The organism is Janthinobacterium sp. GW821-FHT03A03 (assembly GCF_059421435.1).
The window spans coordinates 1-18,397 of the sequence record NZ_JBWKUZ010000001.1 but is presented as its reverse complement, the minus strand read 5'-3'; the positions used below and the strand labels follow the sequence as shown (position 1 = coordinate 18,397).

The following is an 18,397-nucleotide window of genomic DNA, read 5'->3' as shown; positions in this document are numbered from 1 at the left end:
ATGGGGCGTTACTGGGCAATGGGGGGAACGAGGGCAATGCCGGCGTCGTCGAAGGCGCGGCGGGCCTCGCCCGGCAAGCTGGCGGCGATGCGGTCGTATTCGCCTTTGATGGCCGCCTGCAGCGCTGGCATATCCTGCGCGGCGACGACCGATGGGCAGATGGTGATGTCGAGCAGCGCCTGGCGCGCGTCAATGGCGCCTTCCACGATGTCCGTTTCGCCGTTCATCATCGCCGCGAAGCCGATACCGGCCAGGCGGTTCAAGACGGCCTCACGCGCGGCGCGCACTGCGTTGAGGTAGACGGCGGCTAATTGCACATACGGCGTGGGCGCGCGGGCCGTCACGATCCACTGGCCACGGGGATCGAGCGAGACGGTGGCGCCTTCGGCTACCGCCGCCTGCATGCCGGCGAGCAGTTCGGCAGGAATCAGCACGGCGTCAGCGGGCCATGAGCCGGCGGCGTCATAGGCCGCGCGCAGGCGTTCGGGGTAGAAGCCTGCCGTTTGCACGGAATAAAAAACGGCGTCAAGGTTGTCGGGGGCAAGCATATCCATGGGGCTTCCTCTTGTTAATAGCCGCGTGCGGTATAGGTGATGGGGTAGGCGAGGTAATCACTGGCGCTGGAATTGACTACCGCCACCGGCACGCCGCTGCGCGTTTTCGCATCCATGTTGAAGTTGACGGAACCGGCCCCCAGGGAACCATGGATGACGTTGGCTTGAATGGACAGCAGCCCGTTAGGGAATGCCGTTGGGAATGTCAGCATGCTGTAGCCGGTTTTACTGGCGACAAAGGTTCCTGTCTGGCACATGATGCCGCCGGGCGATGCCTGGCAGGAACTCACGCCCGCGCTGGCAATGGACGTGAGGAAATCGGCGTTACGCCACATTTCCGCCGTCGTGTCGATGACCTGCCATACGCTATCGGCAATGGCGGCAAGGGTGATGTACTGGCCGGATTTGACGTCCATGCCATTCACGCCGGACACATCGGCATTGAGCGAGGCGCCGGGGCCGGGGGCAAGTCGTCCCACTTTTCCGGCCAGGCCGAAGAAGTGAATACAGCGGCCGGAATTGGTCGTGATACCCAGGTCGCTCGGCTTGGGAAGCGTGAACAGCACATTGTCGGCAGAAAAATACAGGCATTTGCCGATGTCCTCGCCGGTCAAGCTGCGCGACGCCGATACTGCGCCGGATGCCACGATATTGCCCTGTTCCTGCTGTACAAAAGCAGCATTGACCAGTTTTTTCGATGCATCGAATTTTTCCAATGTCGCCACTTCCTTCCTGCTGTACTGGGGGTGCGGGTCCAGCGCAGCCAGGTGCAGGGCCAGTTGCTTGTCTGCATAGGCGCGCACTTCGCTGTCCTGCTCGTCGGCATACTGGCGCGTGGCCAGCACGACGGACGGGTCGATTTTCAGCTCGATGGCGGCCGCGCTGGCGACGATCAGCACCACGCGCACCACTTGCGTGCGCGCGCTGCCCTCGGCCATGACGGGCTTGTAGCTGGGCGGGCAGTTGGCCACGGCGCACAGGTCGCCCGCCTCGTCGTAGATGCCGATTTCGCGCAGCCACCAGCCGCCCACGTTTTCGGGCAAGACTTGCTCGACGATGATCTGGCTGGCGTTGGTCGGATCGATGGCCAACTGGTTCAGGTCGGCGCGGCGCACCTCATGCACGAGCGCCTTTTGCGTGCGGTCGGGAATCGGCAGGGCGCCGTTGCCGTCGCCCACGCCCATTTTTTTCAGTTTCAGGGTGTGACCCAGGGCGATGGCGTTGGCCAGCTTGGCCTCGCCCACCTGCGTCAGAATGGCAAAGTATGTGCTCATGGATAGATGGTCATGGTGTCAATGGTATGGGGTGCGCCGCTTTGTAACAGCGTGCCGCGCACTTCGATTTCTTCGGCGATCCACGGATAGACCGTCATCGCATCGCCGTGATAGGTGGCCAGCCCGATCTGCACCTGGCCACGGGTTTCCAGATACAGGGCCAGGCCCGTCAAATGCCGGCTGACGGGCTTGGCGTCGGCGATCAGGCGTTCCATTTCCTGAAACATGGCGTCCGTGATGCCGGTGTCGAGCACGCCGACATCGAGGCGGAACGTGCCGGGCGTGCCCGGTGGCGTGGTCTGCCACCATTCGGTAATGCGGATCAGGTAGCCCAGGGACTCCACCACGCGGCGCACGGCGGCAATCGTGCCCTTGTGCTTGTGGATGAAATAGGCCGCCTTGATGGCGCCGCGCTTGATCGATTCGGGCCAGGCGTCGTCCCAGCGGTCCACGGAACACGCCCAGGCCAGGAATGGCAGCAGGGCGACCGGGCAGCGGTCGGCGTTCCACAGCTCGCGCAGCGGCACGGGCACGTTGACCAGTTCGGCGCAGGCCACGGCAATGGCGCGTTCCAGCGCCGTGGTATTCGGCGGCAGGGTTGGCACCAGCTTATTCATCGAGCACCACCACATTCAGATGGATGGCGGTACAACGCGCGGCCTGGCTGGCGTCCAGTTCGATATCAAGGGCCGGGCTGGTCAAGACGACCTTGCGCACGCCTTCGACGTGCACGGCGGCGCTGCAGGCGGAACGATAAATGCTGTGGCCCAGCGGGCGGCGCGGCTGCGACACGCGCACGGCGTTGGCGCGCGCGGCGGCCAGCAGAATCGGCACTTCCGGGCCGACGCCGATAAACAAGGTCGCCTCGATCTGGTAGTCGATGACCTGGGCGGCCTGCACGGTGAGGCGGTCGCCCAGGGGGCGCACGTCCTCGGCGTTGAGCGCGCGCGCCACGGTGCCCAAGAGCGCGGCGTCGGCAATGCCCGCGTCGTTGTTGGCCAGCACCGTGACGATGACGTGCGCCGGCGCCGGGCTGGTGGCGCTCGCATCCCTGACCTGGCCGTCACTACTCCTCGCATGGAATTCATACGACGCTTTCGGGCCGGCCACGGACAGGCCATCCGGCGCTTCCTGGATGCGCAGGCGGTAGGCGTCGTTGTCTTCCATGACGGCGGCCACGGGCGGCAGGGCGCTGGGATTGGCCGGCGTGATGGTCAGGCGCGCCACGTTGACGTTGGCGCCCAGCTGGTCCAGGTCGCCGTCTAACGCAAACGCCAGCATGACGGCCTTGCCCGCCTCGTTGACGCGGTTGCGCAGGATGGTTTCCTGATACGCGTTTTCTTCCAGCAGCTTGGTGGCCGGCTCCGATTCCAGTTCAAGCAAGGCCGTGACGGCGGCGCGCTCGGCTTCCGGCAGCAGGCTGACCAGGTGGGCTTTACGCGTGGCCAGGATGGCCTCAAAGTCCAGCACCTCGACCACGCTGGGCGCCGGCAATTGGGTCAGGTCGATAGGCGTGCTCATACGGCGCCCCCTTGTTTGACGGGCACGGCCAGCGTGATGCCCTGGCCATTCGCGGTGCCGTCGAGCAGCAGCGCGATGGCGCCGTCCGTGTCGCGCGTCAACTGTACGCTGGCCAGTTGCAAACGCGGCTCCCAGCGGCGCAGGGCAAAGGCGGTGGCCGCGTAGATGCGCAACTGTGTGGCGCTGTTCAAGGGTTGGTCGATCAGCTCGGGCACTTCCGAACCATAGCGGCGGCGCCGGATGCGCGAACCCATCGGCGTGGTGAGAATGTCGGCCACGGACTGGCGCAGGTGGCCCAGGCCCGTCAGGCTGCGCCCGGTGGCGGCGTGCATGCCCATCATGCTTGCGGCCAGCCCGACTGGTCGCCGCCGGCCTTGACGCCGCTGTGCGCATGCTTGGCCAGGCTGATGTCGCCGGCCAGCACGTCCTCGCTGGCTGTGACTTTGCCTTGCACGGCCATGGCCACGCCGCCAGCGGCGCCGGCCTTGGCGTTCACGCCGCCGTTCAGGGTGGTGGCGCCGTTGACGGTGGCCGATTGCTCGACAAGCAGATTGCCCATGACGGTCAGGTCGCCCGTGCAGATGGTGCTGGGCGCGTTCGACGTCACCTTGTCGGCAGTGATGGTGGCGGTGCCTCCGGGCAGGGTAGCCGTCAGGGCGTGGGTTGCGTGGTCGTATTGCACCACGGCGCCGTCCGGGTAATGCGTGGTGTGAATGCTGTCGCTGGTTTCGGGCGCGTCAAATGCCTCCGAGTACAGCGCCGGCAGGACGATGCCGCGCGTCAGGTCGCCGCCGGGGGAGAAGACGATGACCTGTTCGCCGCTGGTGGGCATCGACCAGGTGCGTGTGCTGCCGGCGTGTGGCGTGGCCCATTTCAGCCATTCCGTGGTGAGTGTCGGCCCGAGCTTGACGCGCGCCTTGGCCCCTTTGACCTCGGCAATGGTGCCCAGGCGGATCAGGTTTTGCAGCAAGCGGAGGAGGTCGGACAAGTCGGCGTTCATGCAGTGCATGTTGCCGAAGTCCGCGTGCGGATGCACGCGGGGGCGGGTTGATATGGGGCTTATCGACTATGACGGCTCATTTGGCATAAACTCATATTTTCCAAGCAAGGGCGATTTTGAGGGGGGCCGCTTTCGCCCAGAAGCGATTATTAAATATAGTAACCCCAGTGGGCTATCAGCTTTGACCGGGAGTCGTCGAGTTCCCCGAACCGTTACATCAGCGAGTAGGTTTATCACTCACCACGTCTTTGGCAAGCTCGACATCGTCCCGGGCCATCTCAATTATATTTTTTGCAAAGGCATCAAAAAAAGGGGATTTTTCGTACTGGCGCGGATCTGCCATCACTGCCTGGAATAGGCCGATTCTTGCAGGCCGACAATACAAGTCGACATCTGCGTGCTTACTGAGAATCCGACCGACGAGGCATTGCCTGTAGGTCCATCCCGCAGCTTCCACCTTAGCTGCCTCGGCCGCGTTGTCGATACTGGCGCAGGCAGTAAATAGAAAGGTAGGGAGGCACAGGAGTGTTAGTTTCATAAATATCTCAAACTTTCAGCTCAAATTGTTTTGATGGTTTGCACGGCTGCCTCTGACCGGTTGCCACTGTTGGCAGGTTCCGCCCCTAATCGGACCGGGAGGGATACCGAACGATCATTTGCCGTACGGATCGGCTTGCGCATCAGCAAAAAATGTCACCTTGACGGAGGGTTCATGGTGCATCATGGAAATAGCTGAAGCCAAGGAAGAGAACCGCAACAGTGCAAACTAGGCGCAGTACGAAGACCAGCGGTGGGCCGGCGGCGACTAACGATAGCCAGCTCTCGCCCCGCCGCCAAGTGCCGAGGAGCATGCCCCATACAAACGAGAAGCCAAAGAAAGCGATGGCGATTACTCCCAGAGTTGGAAGCCAGGGTAAAACAAAGAAAGACCAAATCGTAATCACGATGAGTCCGAGATTGCTAACGAATGTGATTGGAATTGAAAGCGCAACGAACACGTTGGATGCGCTGGATATCACGGCATCCTCCACGCGACCAACACCCGCTTTATCCAAGGTAGATTGCATGACGCCTGTTACGATTGCGAGTGCCAAGATGAAGTGAAGTGCGTTCATATGCACCTTAAGGTTTTAAAATTTTTCATTTTAAGGGGCGGCATCGAGAAGTTCCGCTTCTGGCCGAATTCAGTCATTGACTATGGCTATGCAGGTACAATCGAATGGGACATCTTTGCAAAACTCATCATCCCAGAATACGTCACACTTTCCAGACCACTTAAGTTTGAGGTGGCCTCCAGATTGAGTGCTAAACGTCACGATGCACGACCTGACATCATGATGCCCAAACACAAACATGTAACCACCTTCGGGATGGGGATATCCCTCATCGTTCGTGGCAATCCAGGACGTCCGTTTTACTCCTGGACCTGCATCCTCAAAAACGCTAGCTAATAGTCCCTGATGATAAAGGTTAGGCGCCCAGCGCTCGCCATCATATTCTTCGTCTTCAGTCTCGACTTCAATTTCCCAGAGGTCCGCTCTGCGAGAAATTATGGCTCGCTTTACATTGAAACATCTAGTGCCCAAGATAAGCGTGCCGACATTTGAACTCATTTAACTGTTCCTCAAATATACTCGCTGCTCCCGGCCGGTTGCGGACGGTATCATGCAACTCTAACTCATTTGATAACTAATGTCAGTTGAAGTTTGCATTGAAGCATCTTAGTTTTTCTCCATATGATGCAGCAGCGATTCGCGTATTAACGTGCGATCCGGCTCACTCAAGCCCAGCAGCGGCCGCTCCGGGTACTTGTACAGTGGGCCTTTTTTCGACAAGCGATCTTGCCGGCCAAACTGATGCACATGCGCCACGCGTGCCACCCAGCCAAAGAACCCGACCTCGATCTGGTCGCCGGTCGCTTTCACTTTCAGGTGTTTGGCGGTGCGAATCTTGGCGAACATGGCCGCCTTCTGCCGCTTGATGCGCCCGTTCTTCCCCTTCAACTCCTTGCGCCGCTTGCGCGCCGGGTAAGCTGCGCCGTCCGGCCCCTGCTGCGCCTTGATGCGCTGCGCCTGGCTGCGGCGCAGGTCGATAGCCACCTTGTGATTGATGGCGCGGCGCTGGGCTGGCTGCAGCTTGGCCAGCAGGGCGCCGACCCAGGCTTCCAGCGCGTGCAGGTCGCCGCTCATGGCGTCGCCTCGGGCGTGCGCCATTCGGCCAGCAGGGTGTCGCCGTCATACAGCTTCCAGAACTCGTCCGCGTAGGCCGGCATGTGCTGTATCTCGGCAAGGTGCTTGATGTCGAGGCGGCCAGCTTCGCCGGTCTTGACGGCGACGCGCTCGGTCAAGTCCAGCTTGATCGAAATATCGACCGTTTCATGGTTGTTGAAATCGACCTCGAAGGCGATGCCGTGCTTGCGCGTCTCTTCATTGGCCAGCAGGTCGAGCTGGTGGACTTTCAGCCAGGCGATCAGGGCCACCATGATGGCGTCGGCGTCGCCCGCGTAATCGGTCACGATCAGGTTGAGCTTGAAGCGGTATTCGAAGGAGAGGGAAGCGGTGGCCGACGCCACCACGTTGCCCTCGTCGGCGAAGACCAGCAAGCGGTCGGGGTCGCGCTGCAGGTCGGGGATGGCGGCGGCCAGGTGCTGGCGCAGGCTATTCGGTTTGTACATGGTAGGTGTCTCGCACTAGGTTGTAGGCATCGATGCAGGCGTTGAGCTGGCGGGTGGCGTCGTCGCCGTCGCCGGCAATGGCGTCAAGAGCTGCCGCAGTCGTTGGGTCAAGTTCGGCGCGCGTTTCAATCCGATGGCCTGCGGCAGCGGTGGAATCTGCAGTGGCGGCACACTGGCCGCTGGCGACGGGGATTGACAGGCGCACAGCGCCGCTGCGCACATCATCGTTAAAACGGTCACGCTCAGTCTTCGCATGGGTTTGCTCCTGGGTGAGGTGGTCGGCGCGCTGCGCCAGGGCGGTGCCGGCGGCGCGTTCCAGCGTCAGCACGCGGGCGGTGGCCTGGGCCAGCGCGGTGGCAGCGGTGGCCGCCTGGGTTGCCGCCGCCCGCTGCAGGGCGGCGATGGCCGCGTCCTTGCGCCAGCCCTGCGCCGTCCAGCCCGCGATGGCGCCGCACAGGAGAACAGCGGCCAGCGGGCGCCAGGTGGTTGCGGTCACATGGCCACCCGCTCCTTGATCCAGCCGAACAGAAAACGGCGTTGGGTCTTGTTGGCCTCGGTGATGTCCAGATAGCGCGCCGCCTGCAGGCCGTTCAGGGCGCGCAGCAGCACGCTGGCGCCGTCCTGGCCGCGCCACTTGAGGAAAGCGGCCAGCGCGCGCAGCGACTGCGCGCCCAGGCGGCCGTCGACGAACAGAGCCGGATAGCGGGCGCCCGTGTCGTTAAAACCGTTCAGCCAGCGCTGCAGGAACTCGGCCGCGCGGTGTGGTCCCATGTTCACGCCCGTGTCGATCACTTCGGCGCCGATGCCGGCATGGATGGCCAGCACCTGGTCGAACTTCGGTTCCGTGATATAGCGCGCCGTGTAGATGGCGCGCGCCACCGCCACGGACAGCTCGCGCATCGGCCCCGCGTAGCCGTTGGCGCGCGCCACCGCGACCGTGATGCCGTAATTGGTTTCGCCGCCTTTGTCTTGTGGGTCATTCACATAGCCGCCTTCGGCGCGCAAGATGGCGTCGATGGTGCGCGCGATCAGGGGATTTTCCATGGTGGCCATCAGTGCTCCTTCGCGTCTTTGACCAGCTCGGCGATGTCCTTGTCGCTGCGGCGTTGGAACCACAGGGCCACGGCGCGTGATACCCACCAGCCGGGCGCGCCGACGATCAAGTCGACGGCGGAGGCGTTGACCATGGCGCCGGTGGCCGGGAGCTGGGCGCACAGCAGCTGATACGCGGTGCCGCCCAGCAGGCACGAGAACACGCCGGCGCAGGCCAGGCGGGCGACGAATTCGCCCTTGTTGAAGGTGCCGTCGCTGTTCAGCGGCGGCAGCACGATGTACAGCATGGCCGCGCCGACCATGCCCAGCGCCGCCTTGAAGCCGTACAGTTTGACCAGGGTGGCGAAACCACCAAACGATTCTGCGGACATTGCTTGTTTCTCCATGATGAGGATAAGTAGAGGTGTTGTTAAAAAAGTTAGTCCCATAGCTGCACAAGATCGGCAACGGCGGCCACGCTGGCGGCAGGTTCCGGCAGGGTGACGACCAGGCCGGCCGGCAGCACGGCGCCGTGGCGCGCCAGCGCGGGATTGCCTTCCAGAGTTTGCTCGACGTATCCCGCGCCGTCGCCCAGGTAGCGCCACACCAGGGCGTCTACCGTGTCGTGTTGCTGCGTGCGTACCTGCATCAGATCAATTCCACGGTCAGGTGCGTGCGGCCGACCATATCGGCGATGGCCCATTGCGCATTGCGCCGCTGCGCGCCGGGCGCTTCGTCGAGCCACTCCATGCTTTTCTTGTCGCTGACGGACGTGGCCGTGCTGTCGTAATCGCGGTAACGCTCGATCAGATCCGCTTTCGCCGTGCTGTAGACGGCGCGCCGGTACTGCGCCAGCAGGCGGGACTCGCGGTTGATGCGCGTGGCCGGCACGTCCACCAGGGCGGCGATACCTGCGGCGGCCTGCTTGCCCTGCCAGTCGGCCAGCTCGCGGTTGACGTGCAAAATGGCATCGACCACGGCTTGCACCAGGCGCGCGTCGGTGACGGTGCCATCCAGGCGCATGGCGTCGCGCATATCGGTGAGGGCAATATCAGGAAACCAGCCGTCGTTCTCGACGACGCCAGGGGCCGGCGCCGGCGGCGCCGGGGAGGCGCCGGACGGGATGGAAGGGGGCAGGGCCATGAAGGACATACGGGACGCTTTCAAAAAGTGGGCGGTGGACGGGGTTCATCAGGTCGATGGTTCGGCCAGAATCCCCCCGTGCCGCCGTGCTGCGGGGGATGCTCTTTACGTGGAACCGTCCGCGCGCTTGAGGCGCCGTTCCAGCCGTTCCATATCTTTCTTGACGCCGCACGATTCCGACAGGGCGCGGGCGCGTTTCAGCTGGGCCATGGCGTTTTCCGCCTGCGCCACCAGCGCCGGGGCGATGTCCGTGTCGTCGGCCTGGTCGAGCACGGCGATCATGGCGAAGCCCATGGCCTTGTGCAGCTTGGCGCGCGCCTGGTCGGGCGCGTCGCTGGCGGCCGTCAACTGTTCCACCTTGCCCAGCACCTGGGCGGCGTGCTGCGGATCGCTGGCCAGCTTGCCGTGCAAGTAGCCTTCGGCAAATTCGTCCAGCATCAGGGTGGCGATGTCGCGGCTGTAGGTGTCGGGCAGGGTGAATTTGTGCGCTAGCGCGTATTCGGCCATGACAAGGGCGCGGTCATACTCGCCCGTGTCGATGTGCCACACCAGCAGGGTGGCGAACACGTCATCCTGGGCGCCCTTGCCGCCGGCCAGCACGCCGTCGATCCATTGCGCATAGTCGGGCAGCAAGGTGGCCTTGACCTCGATCTTGCGTTCCACCGACTGGATGGATTTCAGGCGGCGCCGATCGTCGGCCAGCTTGTAGAGCATTAGCTCGTAGGCCGTGCCGGTGGTGACGCCCTGCGGCGCGGCAGCGCCGGCCGTGCGCTCGGCCAGCATGCGCGCGCGGTGGCGCAGGGCAGGGGAGGTATTCGCCATCACTTGTCTTTCAGCTCGATGTTTTCCACCAGCGCGGCCAGGCCCAGATCTTCGATCACGTAGGCGTCATTCGACGATTCGTAATTCTCGATGCGGTCGCGCTTGGGCTCGTCCACCACGCGGCGGCGGCGCGCACCGTCCTGGAAGTAGATCGACAGATTGTCGAAGCGGGTAATCAGGATCGCGTTGTCCGGGAAGTAGGGCACGCGCGCCGCCGGCAAGCCGCCAATGCGTTTCTGGCTGATGATGATGTCGGCCGCCAGGGTTTCCGTGGGCGCCTGCTTGGTGTTCACCAGCGGGAAGTATTTATCGTTCAGCAGCTTGCGTCCGACAATGGCGACCAGGCCCGTGTCTTCCTGATACCACGGGTCCAGCAGGTTGACGGCATCGGTCACGGCCGCGTCCAAGTTGGCATAGTCGGCGCCGTCCACGTCGCCGATGATGACCTTGCCCGGCAGGCCGGCGGCGACCAGGCCCAGCACGCGCTCGGGAGCCTGTTCGCGCAGGTGCTGCAGCCAGCCTTTGTTCACGTCCTGCAGCAGCGGATTGGCGGCCAGGTCGGTGGTGGCCATGACTTTCACGCCATTGAAACCGATGACGATGCGGTCCAGTGCCTGGCGCGTCAGGATGGCATTGGCCACGCGCGACTGGAAGTCCTGGAACTTGGCCCAGGCGTCCAGCTTGGCATAGCTCAAATGCGTGTCGAAGTTGGTCTGCTCGCAGCGGTACTTGGTGCTGTCCATGGTGGACAGGTCGCGCGTTTCGCGTTCCTTGTCCTTGGTGTTGGTGCGGCTGGCAATCGGGCCGGAGACGCCCAGACCCAGCTTTTCGCCTTCCTGCTCGCCTACGCCGATGATGTTCACTTTCGACAGGAACTCGCTCGATTCCTGCATCTTGTTTTCCAGCTTCTGCTGCACGCTGGGCGTGACGCTGAAGGTCTTGGCCACGTTGTCCGTGTCGTTCAATTGGCCCAAGCGGGTTTCATATTGGCCAAAGACCTGGCGCGTTTGCTTTTTCATGGTTCGGTGCTCCGTTGTTGAATGGGGTGTTGGTGGATGGCGCGCGCTTAAAACTCGGTCTGCACGGCGCCGTCGTTGCCGGTCGCGGCTGGGCGGCGCGGGCCGTTGCCGGGCGCCTCGTCCATCTGCGCCTTGAAGGCGGCCAGCTCGTCCTGCGTGGCCTTCAATGCCGTTTCGGCTTTTTCCAGGCGCGTCACGGCGTCCGCGTAGTTGTCGTTGGCGGTGACGACGTGGCCGGCCAGCTCCTGCACGGCTTCGCTGATGTCGGCGAACTGCGCGGCGTCGGCGCCGGATTTATGGGAGAAGCGCGACAGCAGGTTTTTCATGGCGTCGGCCAGCTTGGTGCCCTGCGGTTCGTCAAATTCCAGCGTCACCTCGACGGCAGAAGTAAACAGGTTGGCGCTTTGCTGCTTGCGGCTGGCGGAGAATTTCAGCGCCTCCGTGCCCAGGCTGGCCGGGCTGTCAGTGACGCCCAGGCCGACCAGGTAGGGCTGCGACGAGTCGGCAAAGTCGGGCTGAATTTCCAGGCTGGTGTAGAGCTTCTGTTTCGCCTTGTTGATGGCCACCAGTTCCGGCGTGGGTTCGATCTGCGCGAACAGGGCCAGTTTCTTGCCGCTGTCGGTGTCGACTTCCTCGGCTTTGACGGCGATCACGTCGCCGTAGGCCTTGAACTGGCTGTCGGGCAGGATACCGCGAATATGTTCGAGCCAGATGCGCGCGCCGTAGGTTTTCGGGTTGTAGGTGGCGGCGATCTGCTCGATGGTGGCGCGGTCGATGTTGCGGCCGTCCGTGGTGGCGCCTTCGGTGGCGACGCGGAAGAATTGGGATTTAGGCATGGTGGCGTGTCTCGGTTGATCGGATAACGCCATGGTCAACGTCTTGGCGCTGCGATTCAATGCGGTGCGGGTTGCTATGGGGCATAGCGACTTTTGCCTTTCCCCGCTCCGCGCGCGCGCGGCCTACGCTGGCAGCATGTTAAGAATCGAGAAAACAAGCGAACAAACCGCCGACCAAATCATCGGGGAATTGGCCCTGCCCGAATCCGAGCCACGCCGCGCCGCGCGCGCCCTGTACTGGAAGGGCTGGCGCATTTCATCCATCGCCCGCCACTTAGGGATCAAGCGCAGCACCATCAATAGCTGGAAGCTGCGCGACGAATGGGACCAGGCGCAGGCCATCGAGCACGTCGAGGCGGCGGCCGAGTTGCGCCTCGTAAAACTGATCGAAAAAGAGGTCAAGAGCGGCAGCGACTACAAGGAAATCGATCTGCTGATGCGCGCCATCGTGCAGGCGGCGCGCGTGCGCCGCTACGAGCAGCCGGGCGGCAACGAGGTCGATCTCAACCCCAAGCTGGCGAACCGCAACGCGGGGCCGAAGAAGAAGCCGACGCGCAACGACTTCAGCGAAGAACAGAAAATCCAGCTGCTCGACGCCTTCCAGGATTCGCTGTTCGACTATCAAAAGGTTTGGTATCGCAACGGCGACCAGCGCACGCGCGCCATCCTCAAGTCCCGGCAGATCGGCGCGACCTGGTATTTCGCCCGCGAGGCGCTGGCCGATGCCATGGCGACGGGCCGCAATCAGATCTTCCTGTCCGCCTCCAAGAGCCAGGCCCACGTCTTCAAGCAATACATCGTGCAATTCGCGCGCGAGGCGGCCGGCATCGAGCTGACGGGCGACCCCATTGTGCTGCCGAACGGCGCGCACCTGTATTTCCTCGGGACGAACGCGCGTACGGCGCAGGGCTATCACGGCAATTTCTACTTCGATGAATTTTTCTGGACGCAAAACTTCCAGGAGTTGAACAAGGTGGCCTCGGGCATGGCCATTCACAAGAAATGGCGCAAGACGTACTTTTCCACGCCATCCTCCACCACCCACCAGGCCTACCCGTTCTGGACGGGCGAGCTGTTCAACAAGCGCCGCGCCAAGGCCGACCAGGTGAATATCGACGTGAGCCATGGCCGCTTGTCGTCGGGTTTTACGGGTGAGGACAAAATCTGGCGCCAGATCGTCACCATTCTGGACGCCGAGCGCGGCGGCTGCAACCTGTTCGACATCGACGAGCTGCGCAACTTCGAATACAGCCCGGACCAGTTCGATAACCTGCTGATGTGCAACTTTATCGACGACTCGGCCTCGGTCTTCCCGCTGGCCGAGCTGCAGCGCTGCATGGTCGATTCCTGGGTCGAGTGGGACGACTACAAGCCGTTGCTGGGCCTGCGCCCGTTCGGCAACCGGCCCGTGTGGATCGGCTATGACCCGGCCTTGAACGGCGACAGCGCCGGCTGCGTGGTGCTGGCGCCGCCCATGACGGCCGGCGGCAAGTTCCGCATCCTGGAGCGCCACCAGTGGCGCGGGCAGAGTTTTGAAGACCACGCCGACGCCATCCGCCAGATGACGCAGCGCTACAACGTCGAATACATCGGCATCGATACCACGGGCATGGGTATCGGCGTACTGCCGATCGTGCGCGGCTTCTTCCCGGCCGTCACGCCGCTGAACTACTCGCCCGAAGTCAAAACGCGCATGGTCTTGAAGGCGAAAAACATCATCAGCAAGGGCCGGCTGGAATTCGACGCCGGCTGGACCGACATCGCGCAGTCCTTCATGGCCATCCACAAGACCCTGACCCCCAGCGGGCGGCACGTGACCTATGTCGCCGGCCGCAGCGATGAAACCGGCCACGCCGATCTGGCGTGGGCCTGCATGCACGCCCTCGATCACGAGCCCTTCGAAGGTACCACCGACAACCACCACTCTTTCATGGAGATTTATTCTTGAGTAAAGCACGACACATGCGCACGCGCGGCCGCCAGGCCCAGCCCGCCCCAGCTTCCCCCGTCACGGCGCCGGCCGCCGCTGGCATCGAGGTGTTTTCCTTCGGCGACCCCACGCCCGTGCTCGAGCACGCCGATATCCTCGATTGCTTCGAATGCTGGAAGAACGGCCACTGGTATGAGCCGCCCGTCAACCTGGCCGGCCTGGCCAAGTCCTTCAACGCGGGCGTGCACCACAGCAGCGCCATCCACTTCAAGGCCAACGTGCTGGCGTCCACCCTGACCCCCAGCAAGTACCTGTCGCGCGACGCTTTTAAACGCATGGCGCTCGACTTCCTGACGTTCGGCAACGCCTACCTGGAAGACCGGCCCAGCCGCAGCGGCAAGGCGCTGGCGTACCAGCACGCGCTGGCCAAGTACATGCGGCGCGGCGTCGATCTGGACACGTATTTTTTTGTGAACGGCTACCAGGCCGTGCACGAATTTGACAAGGGCCGCGTGTTCCACCTGATGGAACCGGACGTGAATCAGGAGCTGTACGGCGTGCCGCAGTACCTGAGCGCCCTGCAATCGGCCTGGCTCAACGAGGCGGCCACCTTGTTTCGCCGCAAGTATTACAAGAATGGCTCGCACGCCGGTTTCGTCTTCTACATGACGGACGCCGCGGCGAACACACAGGACGTGGACAACCTGCGCCAGGCCATGCGCGACAGCAAGGGGCCGGGCAACTTCCGCAACCTGTTCATGTACGCGCCGAACGGCAAGAAGGACGGTATCCAGATTCTGCCGGTGTCGGACGTGGCCGCCAAGGACGAGTTTTTCAACATCAAGAGCGTGACGCGCGACGACCAGCTGGCGGCGCACCGCGTGCCGCCGCAACTGATGGGCATCCTGCCGAACAATGCCGGCGGCTTCGGCGCCGTTGAGCCGGCCGCGCGCGTCTTCGCCCGCAATGAGCTGGTGCCGCTGCAGGCGCAGTTCGAAGCGATCAACGAATGGGCGGGCGTGGAAGTGGTGAAGTTCGCCCCGTATGACCTGGCCACGGGCGGGGAGGGCGTGCAATGAGCGACCATATCGACAACACCGACAAGATCATCTTCGCCGAGGTGGCGCGCGGCCTGGCGGCCGTGCGCGGCCGGCCTGCCCTGGTGGCGCACGGCTGCTGCCACTACTGCGACGAGCCACTGGCGCCCGGCCTGCCGTTCTGCAACGTCGATTGCCGCGACGACTACGAGAAGGAGCTAGCGGCCAAGGCCCGCGCCGGTCGCGCAGGATGACCGCCACGCCGCGATAGCTTGCATGGCAGGACGGCGATAGCCCAGCCGCGCCAGAGCGCCCCAGCCACCGCACAAGCCGCCCACGAGGCGGCTTTTTCACGTCCACGCGAATGATGTTGCTATGGATGCAAGAAAAAGGCCCGTTTCGGCCCGGCGCGCGCAGTTGTCCCCCCTCCACACCTGCCCGCTATATAGGGGTCTTTTGACTCAAATTTGCGCCATGGCCGAAGGCGCATGAGGACTGGCGCGGCGGGGCGAAGAGGGGGCGTGCGATTTGACGCATTTTGACGCAGTTTTTCGCCACATTGAGTTTGTGCGCGGAGTACCCTCCCGTTTGTGGCCGGATTATCCTGTAACTCAATTTTTACAAAGACGTGAACCATTCGACATCCCTGCAAGATTGGCCGTGGTAGTGTTGTTTTTAACTTTTTTACATCTTATTTGTGACGATGTGTGAGCATTTTGAGTGCTATTTGGCGCACACTCTTATCCACGTAAAACTGGGAGTTGTTCCATGGCTGATTCAAATAGTCTGCCGGCGCGTCTGATGGGCTCGGGCTTCAAGCGTTTTTCCTTGCTGCCGCTGGCGATCACATTTGTTGTCGTGGTTTGCATGTCACTTCTTGCAACTCAGCTATGGATGGTGTGGCGTGCAAGAGAAGTACAGCTAAGCGAGGCCGCCCGGGAGAGTGCTAATCTGGCGCAGTCGGTAGCCCAGCATGCCTATGACACGATCAAAGAGACTGATACCGTATTGATTGGATTGGTCGAGCGTATAGAAAAGGATGGAGTCTCAGACCTTGAGCTGACCCGTGTTCATGATCTGTTGGTTATGCGCGTGGCGGAGCTCCCCCAGTTGCATGGGATATTCGTTTATGCCAAAGATGGTAGCTGGCTGGTCAATTCTCAGAAAGTGTTGCTCACGAATTTGAACAATGCTGATCGAGAGTATTTCAAGTACCATCAAAACAATACTGAACGTGGCCCTTACATAGGTCCTCCTGTACGCAGCAAGTCGACAGGCGATTGGATTATTACTGTATCGCGGCGCATTAATCTACCTGATGGCAGTTTCGGCGGTGTTGCACTTGCTACAATTGACATGAAATATTTTAAGTTATTTTATGATAAATTTTCGATAGGGAAGCGAGGGGCGGTTTTTATCGCAAATGGCAAAGGAATACTTTTGCTAAGAAGGCCATTTGATGAAAAAATGCTTGGCAAAGATATATCTCAATTTCCATTATTTAAAGATCATCTTTCAAAAGGGCCGATAGGCACTGCATCCATAAAGTCAAAATTGGATGGCGTTACACGTATTAATAGCTACAGAAGGGTGGAGGAGTATCCTTTGGCCGTCTCCGCAGCATTGTCCCAAGATGAAGTGTTGGAGAGCTGGCGCAGTGATGTGTATATTCAGTTTTTGGTTGGCGGGATGTTGGTATTGCTCATCTCCTACCTTGGTTATCGTATGGTGAATCAAATAAATCTTCAATCAAAAACTGAACAGAAGCTATTGCTTGCTGGCATTGAGCTAGAACTGATTAATGAAACGTTGTCCCGGCTTGCCAGCCAGGATGGACTGACCGGACTGGCGAATCGACGTCATTTTGACGAATCGTTAATGAGCGAGTTTAATCGTGCGCAGCGTGGGGAAAGCTCGCTAGGGTTAATCATGATCGATGTTGATTTCTTCAAGCAGTACAACGATATTTACGGTCATGTGGCCGGCGATGAGTGTTTAAGAAAAATTGGCAAGGTGGTGGCTTATAGTATGCGCAGGCCAGGGGATCTTGCGGCCCGCTATGGCGGTGAGGAAATGGTCGTGTTACTACCTGGAACCGATCTCATCGGCACGTTGGCAGTTGCCGAGAGCATTCGTAGCGCTGTTCAATCGATGGGAGTTGCACATACTGGAAATCCGCTTGGGGTTGTGACGGTAAGTATCGGTGTAGAGGCATTTTTTCCGATCCATTTAGAAAGCCAGCCTATTGAACTGGTCGAGGCCGCCGACAAAGCATTGTACAAAGCGAAAGAATCAGGGAGAAATCAGGTTTGTTCTGCGCCTTCTTGCTTGGGGCACGTGACGGGAGAAAGCCTCTCGGCCTTTAGTTGATAGCTTTGCTTTTCAAATTTGATCGGAGTGCGGGAGCGCTCGCGGATCATAATGGACGATAGCAATTCTTGCATCTCATGCCGGCGATGGCATAGAGTGGGCAGTTGCGCTACCGGCCCGCGCGAACGACGATGCGCTGCGCACATGGAGTTCACGGCCCCGCGAAACAGTATCGGACCCTGGCGTTTTGCGTAAGACCGAACGGCGCAACTTTTGGCGTAGCTTATTTAAACTATCGCACACCATCCATAGGGGAAAAACGCTGTTACATCATCCATGTATGTTCGCGCTTGGCGTCTTTGCACGTGAGTTCCGGCACGTAAGTCTTTTTCATGTTAATTTCCCTCTGTAGGTAGGTTGGTAGGTATCGATGTTATTTTGACGCTGTATGTCCCATAAATCCTAGTTATTCGCATTACACCGCTTTAGCGGCTTTTTTCCGGAATTGAGCACGGCGTGCATGAGGTGGTGAGACGTGAAAAACAGCCGCAAAAATGTATAATTCTCGAAGAAAAAACGCCGAAACATGCGGTCTTGAGTACCTATCGAAAAGCACTGTATATTATACGACTCACCCCCTATATGTAGCATCCATGCGGGTTCCGGCTAAGTATCATCGAGCATGGGGTGCATGGGGTCGGAAGTTCGAATCTTCTCGCCCCGACCATTAGATTCAAAGACTTGGCAGTTTTTGTGCTGCTGAGATAAAAAGCTGTGTACACAGATGTGTACACAGCTTTTTTTTTGTGGCGATAGTGTTCGTAATGTATATGTCTTGACAAGAGCAAACGCTGTTTTCGCTATAGCGGGGTGGTTTTCAGTTTTTTTGCTACCTCTCGATTCTACAGAAGCTCGTCTGCAGCTCGCTATTTCTGAGTGTTAGTTATTGCCTTCGACAAGGGATGGTAGAGAAAGTGCTGCTTGAGTGCATCCGCAATTGTTTTCTCCCTCCCTGCAGTGGCGAGCGTCAAGACGTCCTTAGCCTTGCGCAAACACCCAGCAAATCAAACTCACCAGCAATCCCGCCATTACGCCATACGCCAGGTTCAGGGCGCTGTCGAACAGCAGCGGCGCCACCAGGCCCGACAACAGCGCGAACAGCAGCATCTGGATGAAGGACTGCATCGACGAAGCCAGGCCGCTGTTGTTGGGGAAGTGGTTCAGGGCCATCAGGGTCATCGGCGG

At 60.8% G+C, this 18,397-nt stretch carries 23 protein-coding genes and 1 pseudogene; 5 read left to right on the top strand and 19 right to left on the bottom strand.

Features of this window, described 5'->3' with window-relative positions; translation table 11 throughout:
* Window positions 1-8: 8 nt before the first annotated feature.
* From AC07VI_RS00120 to AC07VI_RS00085, 8 genes are all read right to left on the bottom strand, one after another.
* Window positions 9-554 (bottom strand): hypothetical protein, encoded by a 546-nt coding sequence (locus AC07VI_RS00120; protein ID WP_492993117.1) that lies wholly within the window; start codon window positions 552-554, stop codon window positions 9-11.
* Window positions 555-568: 14 nt separating this feature from the next.
* The gene (locus AC07VI_RS00115; RefSeq protein WP_492995236.1) at window positions 569-1,828 is read right to left on the bottom strand and encodes a phage tail protein; all 1,260 of its coding nucleotides are present in this window, start codon (window positions 1,826-1,828) and stop codon (window positions 569-571) included.
* Window positions 1,825-2,445, bottom strand: a complete 621-nt coding sequence (locus AC07VI_RS00110; protein ID WP_492995234.1) for a phage tail protein I — start codon at window positions 2,443-2,445, stop codon at window positions 1,825-1,827. The genes AC07VI_RS00115 and AC07VI_RS00110 overlap by 4 nt, the downstream gene beginning before the upstream one ends.
* Window positions 2,438-3,349: a baseplate assembly protein gene (locus AC07VI_RS00105; RefSeq protein ID WP_492995232.1), complete on the bottom strand. Its 912-nt coding sequence runs from the start codon at window positions 3,347-3,349 to the stop codon at window positions 2,438-2,440. The genes AC07VI_RS00110 and AC07VI_RS00105 overlap by 8 nt, the downstream gene beginning before the upstream one ends.
* A complete protein-coding gene (locus AC07VI_RS00100) occupies window positions 3,346-3,690 on the bottom strand; it encodes a GPW/gp25 family protein (protein WP_492995230.1) in 345 nt (114 codons plus the stop codon). The genes AC07VI_RS00105 and AC07VI_RS00100 overlap by 4 nt, the downstream gene beginning before the upstream one ends.
* Window positions 3,687-4,337: a phage baseplate assembly protein V gene (locus AC07VI_RS00095; protein WP_492995228.1), complete on the bottom strand. Its 651-nt coding sequence runs from the start codon at window positions 4,335-4,337 to the stop codon at window positions 3,687-3,689. The genes AC07VI_RS00100 and AC07VI_RS00095 overlap by 4 nt, the downstream gene beginning before the upstream one ends.
* Before the next feature lie 229 nt (window positions 4,338-4,566).
* Complete coding sequence (locus tag AC07VI_RS00090) at window positions 4,567-4,887, bottom strand: hypothetical protein (RefSeq protein ID WP_492995226.1); 321 nt, start codon at window positions 4,885-4,887, stop codon at window positions 4,567-4,569.
* 172 nt (window positions 4,888-5,059) lie between these two features.
* Entirely contained in the window at window positions 5,060-5,464 is a 405-nt protein-coding gene (locus AC07VI_RS00085; protein ID WP_492995224.1) for a hypothetical protein, read from the bottom strand.
* Between AC07VI_RS00085 and AC07VI_RS00080 the strand changes: the two genes are divergently transcribed.
* Window positions 5,465-5,800, top strand: a complete 336-nt coding sequence (locus AC07VI_RS00080) for a hypothetical protein (protein ID WP_492995222.1) — start codon at window positions 5,465-5,467, stop codon at window positions 5,798-5,800. It abuts the gene before it with no gap.
* Window positions 5,801-6,070: 270 nt separating this feature from the next.
* Here the strand turns inward: AC07VI_RS00080 and AC07VI_RS00075 are convergent, their stop codons facing one another.
* From AC07VI_RS00075 to AC07VI_RS00030, 10 genes are all read right to left on the bottom strand, one after another.
* Complete coding sequence (locus AC07VI_RS00075) at window positions 6,071-6,538, bottom strand: phage virion morphogenesis protein (protein WP_494808765.1); 468 nt, start codon at window positions 6,536-6,538, stop codon at window positions 6,071-6,073.
* Window positions 6,535-7,023, bottom strand: a complete 489-nt coding sequence (locus AC07VI_RS00070) for a phage tail protein (RefSeq protein ID WP_492995218.1) — start codon at window positions 7,021-7,023, stop codon at window positions 6,535-6,537. The genes AC07VI_RS00075 and AC07VI_RS00070 overlap by 4 nt, the downstream gene beginning before the upstream one ends.
* Window positions 7,007-7,519 carry a lysis system i-spanin subunit Rz gene (locus tag AC07VI_RS00065; RefSeq protein ID WP_492995216.1) on the bottom strand — a complete coding sequence of 171 codons (513 nt, stop codon included), beginning with the start codon at window positions 7,517-7,519 and terminating at the stop codon, window positions 7,007-7,009. The genes AC07VI_RS00070 and AC07VI_RS00065 overlap by 17 nt, the downstream gene beginning before the upstream one ends.
* On the bottom strand, window positions 7,516-8,076 hold the full coding sequence (locus tag AC07VI_RS00060) for a glycoside hydrolase family 108 protein (protein ID WP_492995214.1): 561 nt from the start codon (window positions 8,074-8,076) through the stop codon (window positions 7,516-7,518). The genes AC07VI_RS00065 and AC07VI_RS00060 overlap by 4 nt, the downstream gene beginning before the upstream one ends.
* Complete coding sequence (locus AC07VI_RS00055; protein WP_492995212.1) at window positions 8,076-8,447, bottom strand: hypothetical protein; 372 nt, start codon at window positions 8,445-8,447, stop codon at window positions 8,076-8,078. The genes AC07VI_RS00060 and AC07VI_RS00055 overlap by 1 nt, the downstream gene beginning before the upstream one ends.
* Window positions 8,448-8,494: 47 nt before the next feature.
* Complete coding sequence (locus AC07VI_RS00050) at window positions 8,495-8,704, bottom strand: tail protein X (RefSeq protein WP_492995210.1); 210 nt, start codon at window positions 8,702-8,704, stop codon at window positions 8,495-8,497.
* On the bottom strand, window positions 8,704-9,207 hold the full coding sequence (locus tag AC07VI_RS00045) for a head completion/stabilization protein (RefSeq protein ID WP_492995208.1): 504 nt from the start codon (window positions 9,205-9,207) through the stop codon (window positions 8,704-8,706). The genes AC07VI_RS00050 and AC07VI_RS00045 overlap by 1 nt, the downstream gene beginning before the upstream one ends.
* Window positions 9,208-9,303: 96 nt before the next feature.
* The gene (gpM, locus tag AC07VI_RS00040) at window positions 9,304-10,020 is read right to left on the bottom strand and encodes a phage terminase small subunit (protein WP_492995206.1); all 717 of its coding nucleotides are present in this window, start codon (window positions 10,018-10,020) and stop codon (window positions 9,304-9,306) included.
* Window positions 10,020-11,039 (bottom strand): phage major capsid protein, P2 family, encoded by a 1,020-nt coding sequence (locus AC07VI_RS00035; protein ID WP_492995204.1) that lies wholly within the window; start codon window positions 11,037-11,039, stop codon window positions 10,020-10,022. Before AC07VI_RS00035 ends, gpM begins: the two co-directional genes overlap by 1 nt.
* A 47-nt stretch (window positions 11,040-11,086) precedes the next feature.
* A complete protein-coding gene (locus tag AC07VI_RS00030; protein ID WP_492995202.1) occupies window positions 11,087-11,875 on the bottom strand; it encodes a GPO family capsid scaffolding protein in 789 nt (262 codons plus the stop codon).
* 136 nt (window positions 11,876-12,011) lie between these two features.
* Between AC07VI_RS00030 and AC07VI_RS00025 the strand changes: the two genes are divergently transcribed.
* The 4 genes from AC07VI_RS00025 to AC07VI_RS00010 all read left to right on the top strand — a co-directional run bounded on the left by AC07VI_RS00025 (window position 12,012) and on the right by AC07VI_RS00010 (window position 17,212).
* Window positions 12,012-13,823: a terminase ATPase subunit family protein gene (locus AC07VI_RS00025; RefSeq protein ID WP_492995200.1), complete on the top strand. Its 1,812-nt coding sequence runs from the start codon at window positions 12,012-12,014 to the stop codon at window positions 13,821-13,823.
* Complete coding sequence (locus AC07VI_RS00020) at window positions 13,820-14,884, top strand: phage portal protein (protein WP_492995198.1); 1,065 nt, start codon at window positions 13,820-13,822, stop codon at window positions 14,882-14,884. The genes AC07VI_RS00025 and AC07VI_RS00020 overlap by 4 nt, the downstream gene beginning before the upstream one ends.
* Window positions 14,881-15,096, top strand: coding sequence for a hypothetical protein (locus tag AC07VI_RS00015; RefSeq protein ID WP_492995196.1), 216 nt, complete (start codon window positions 14,881-14,883; stop codon window positions 15,094-15,096). The genes AC07VI_RS00020 and AC07VI_RS00015 overlap by 4 nt, the downstream gene beginning before the upstream one ends.
* A gap of 514 nt (window positions 15,097-15,610) precedes the next feature.
* The gene (locus AC07VI_RS00010; protein WP_226935342.1) at window positions 15,611-17,212 is read left to right on the top strand and encodes a sensor domain-containing diguanylate cyclase; all 1,602 of its coding nucleotides are present in this window, start codon (window positions 15,611-15,613) and stop codon (window positions 17,210-17,212) included.
* Window positions 17,213-18,190: 978 nt separating this feature from the next.
* On the opposite strand, the pseudogene AC07VI_RS00005 reads toward AC07VI_RS00010, so the two are convergent.
* Window positions 18,191-18,397: pseudogene (locus tag AC07VI_RS00005) on the bottom strand (Bcr/CflA family drug resistance efflux transporter); the annotation flags it as partial.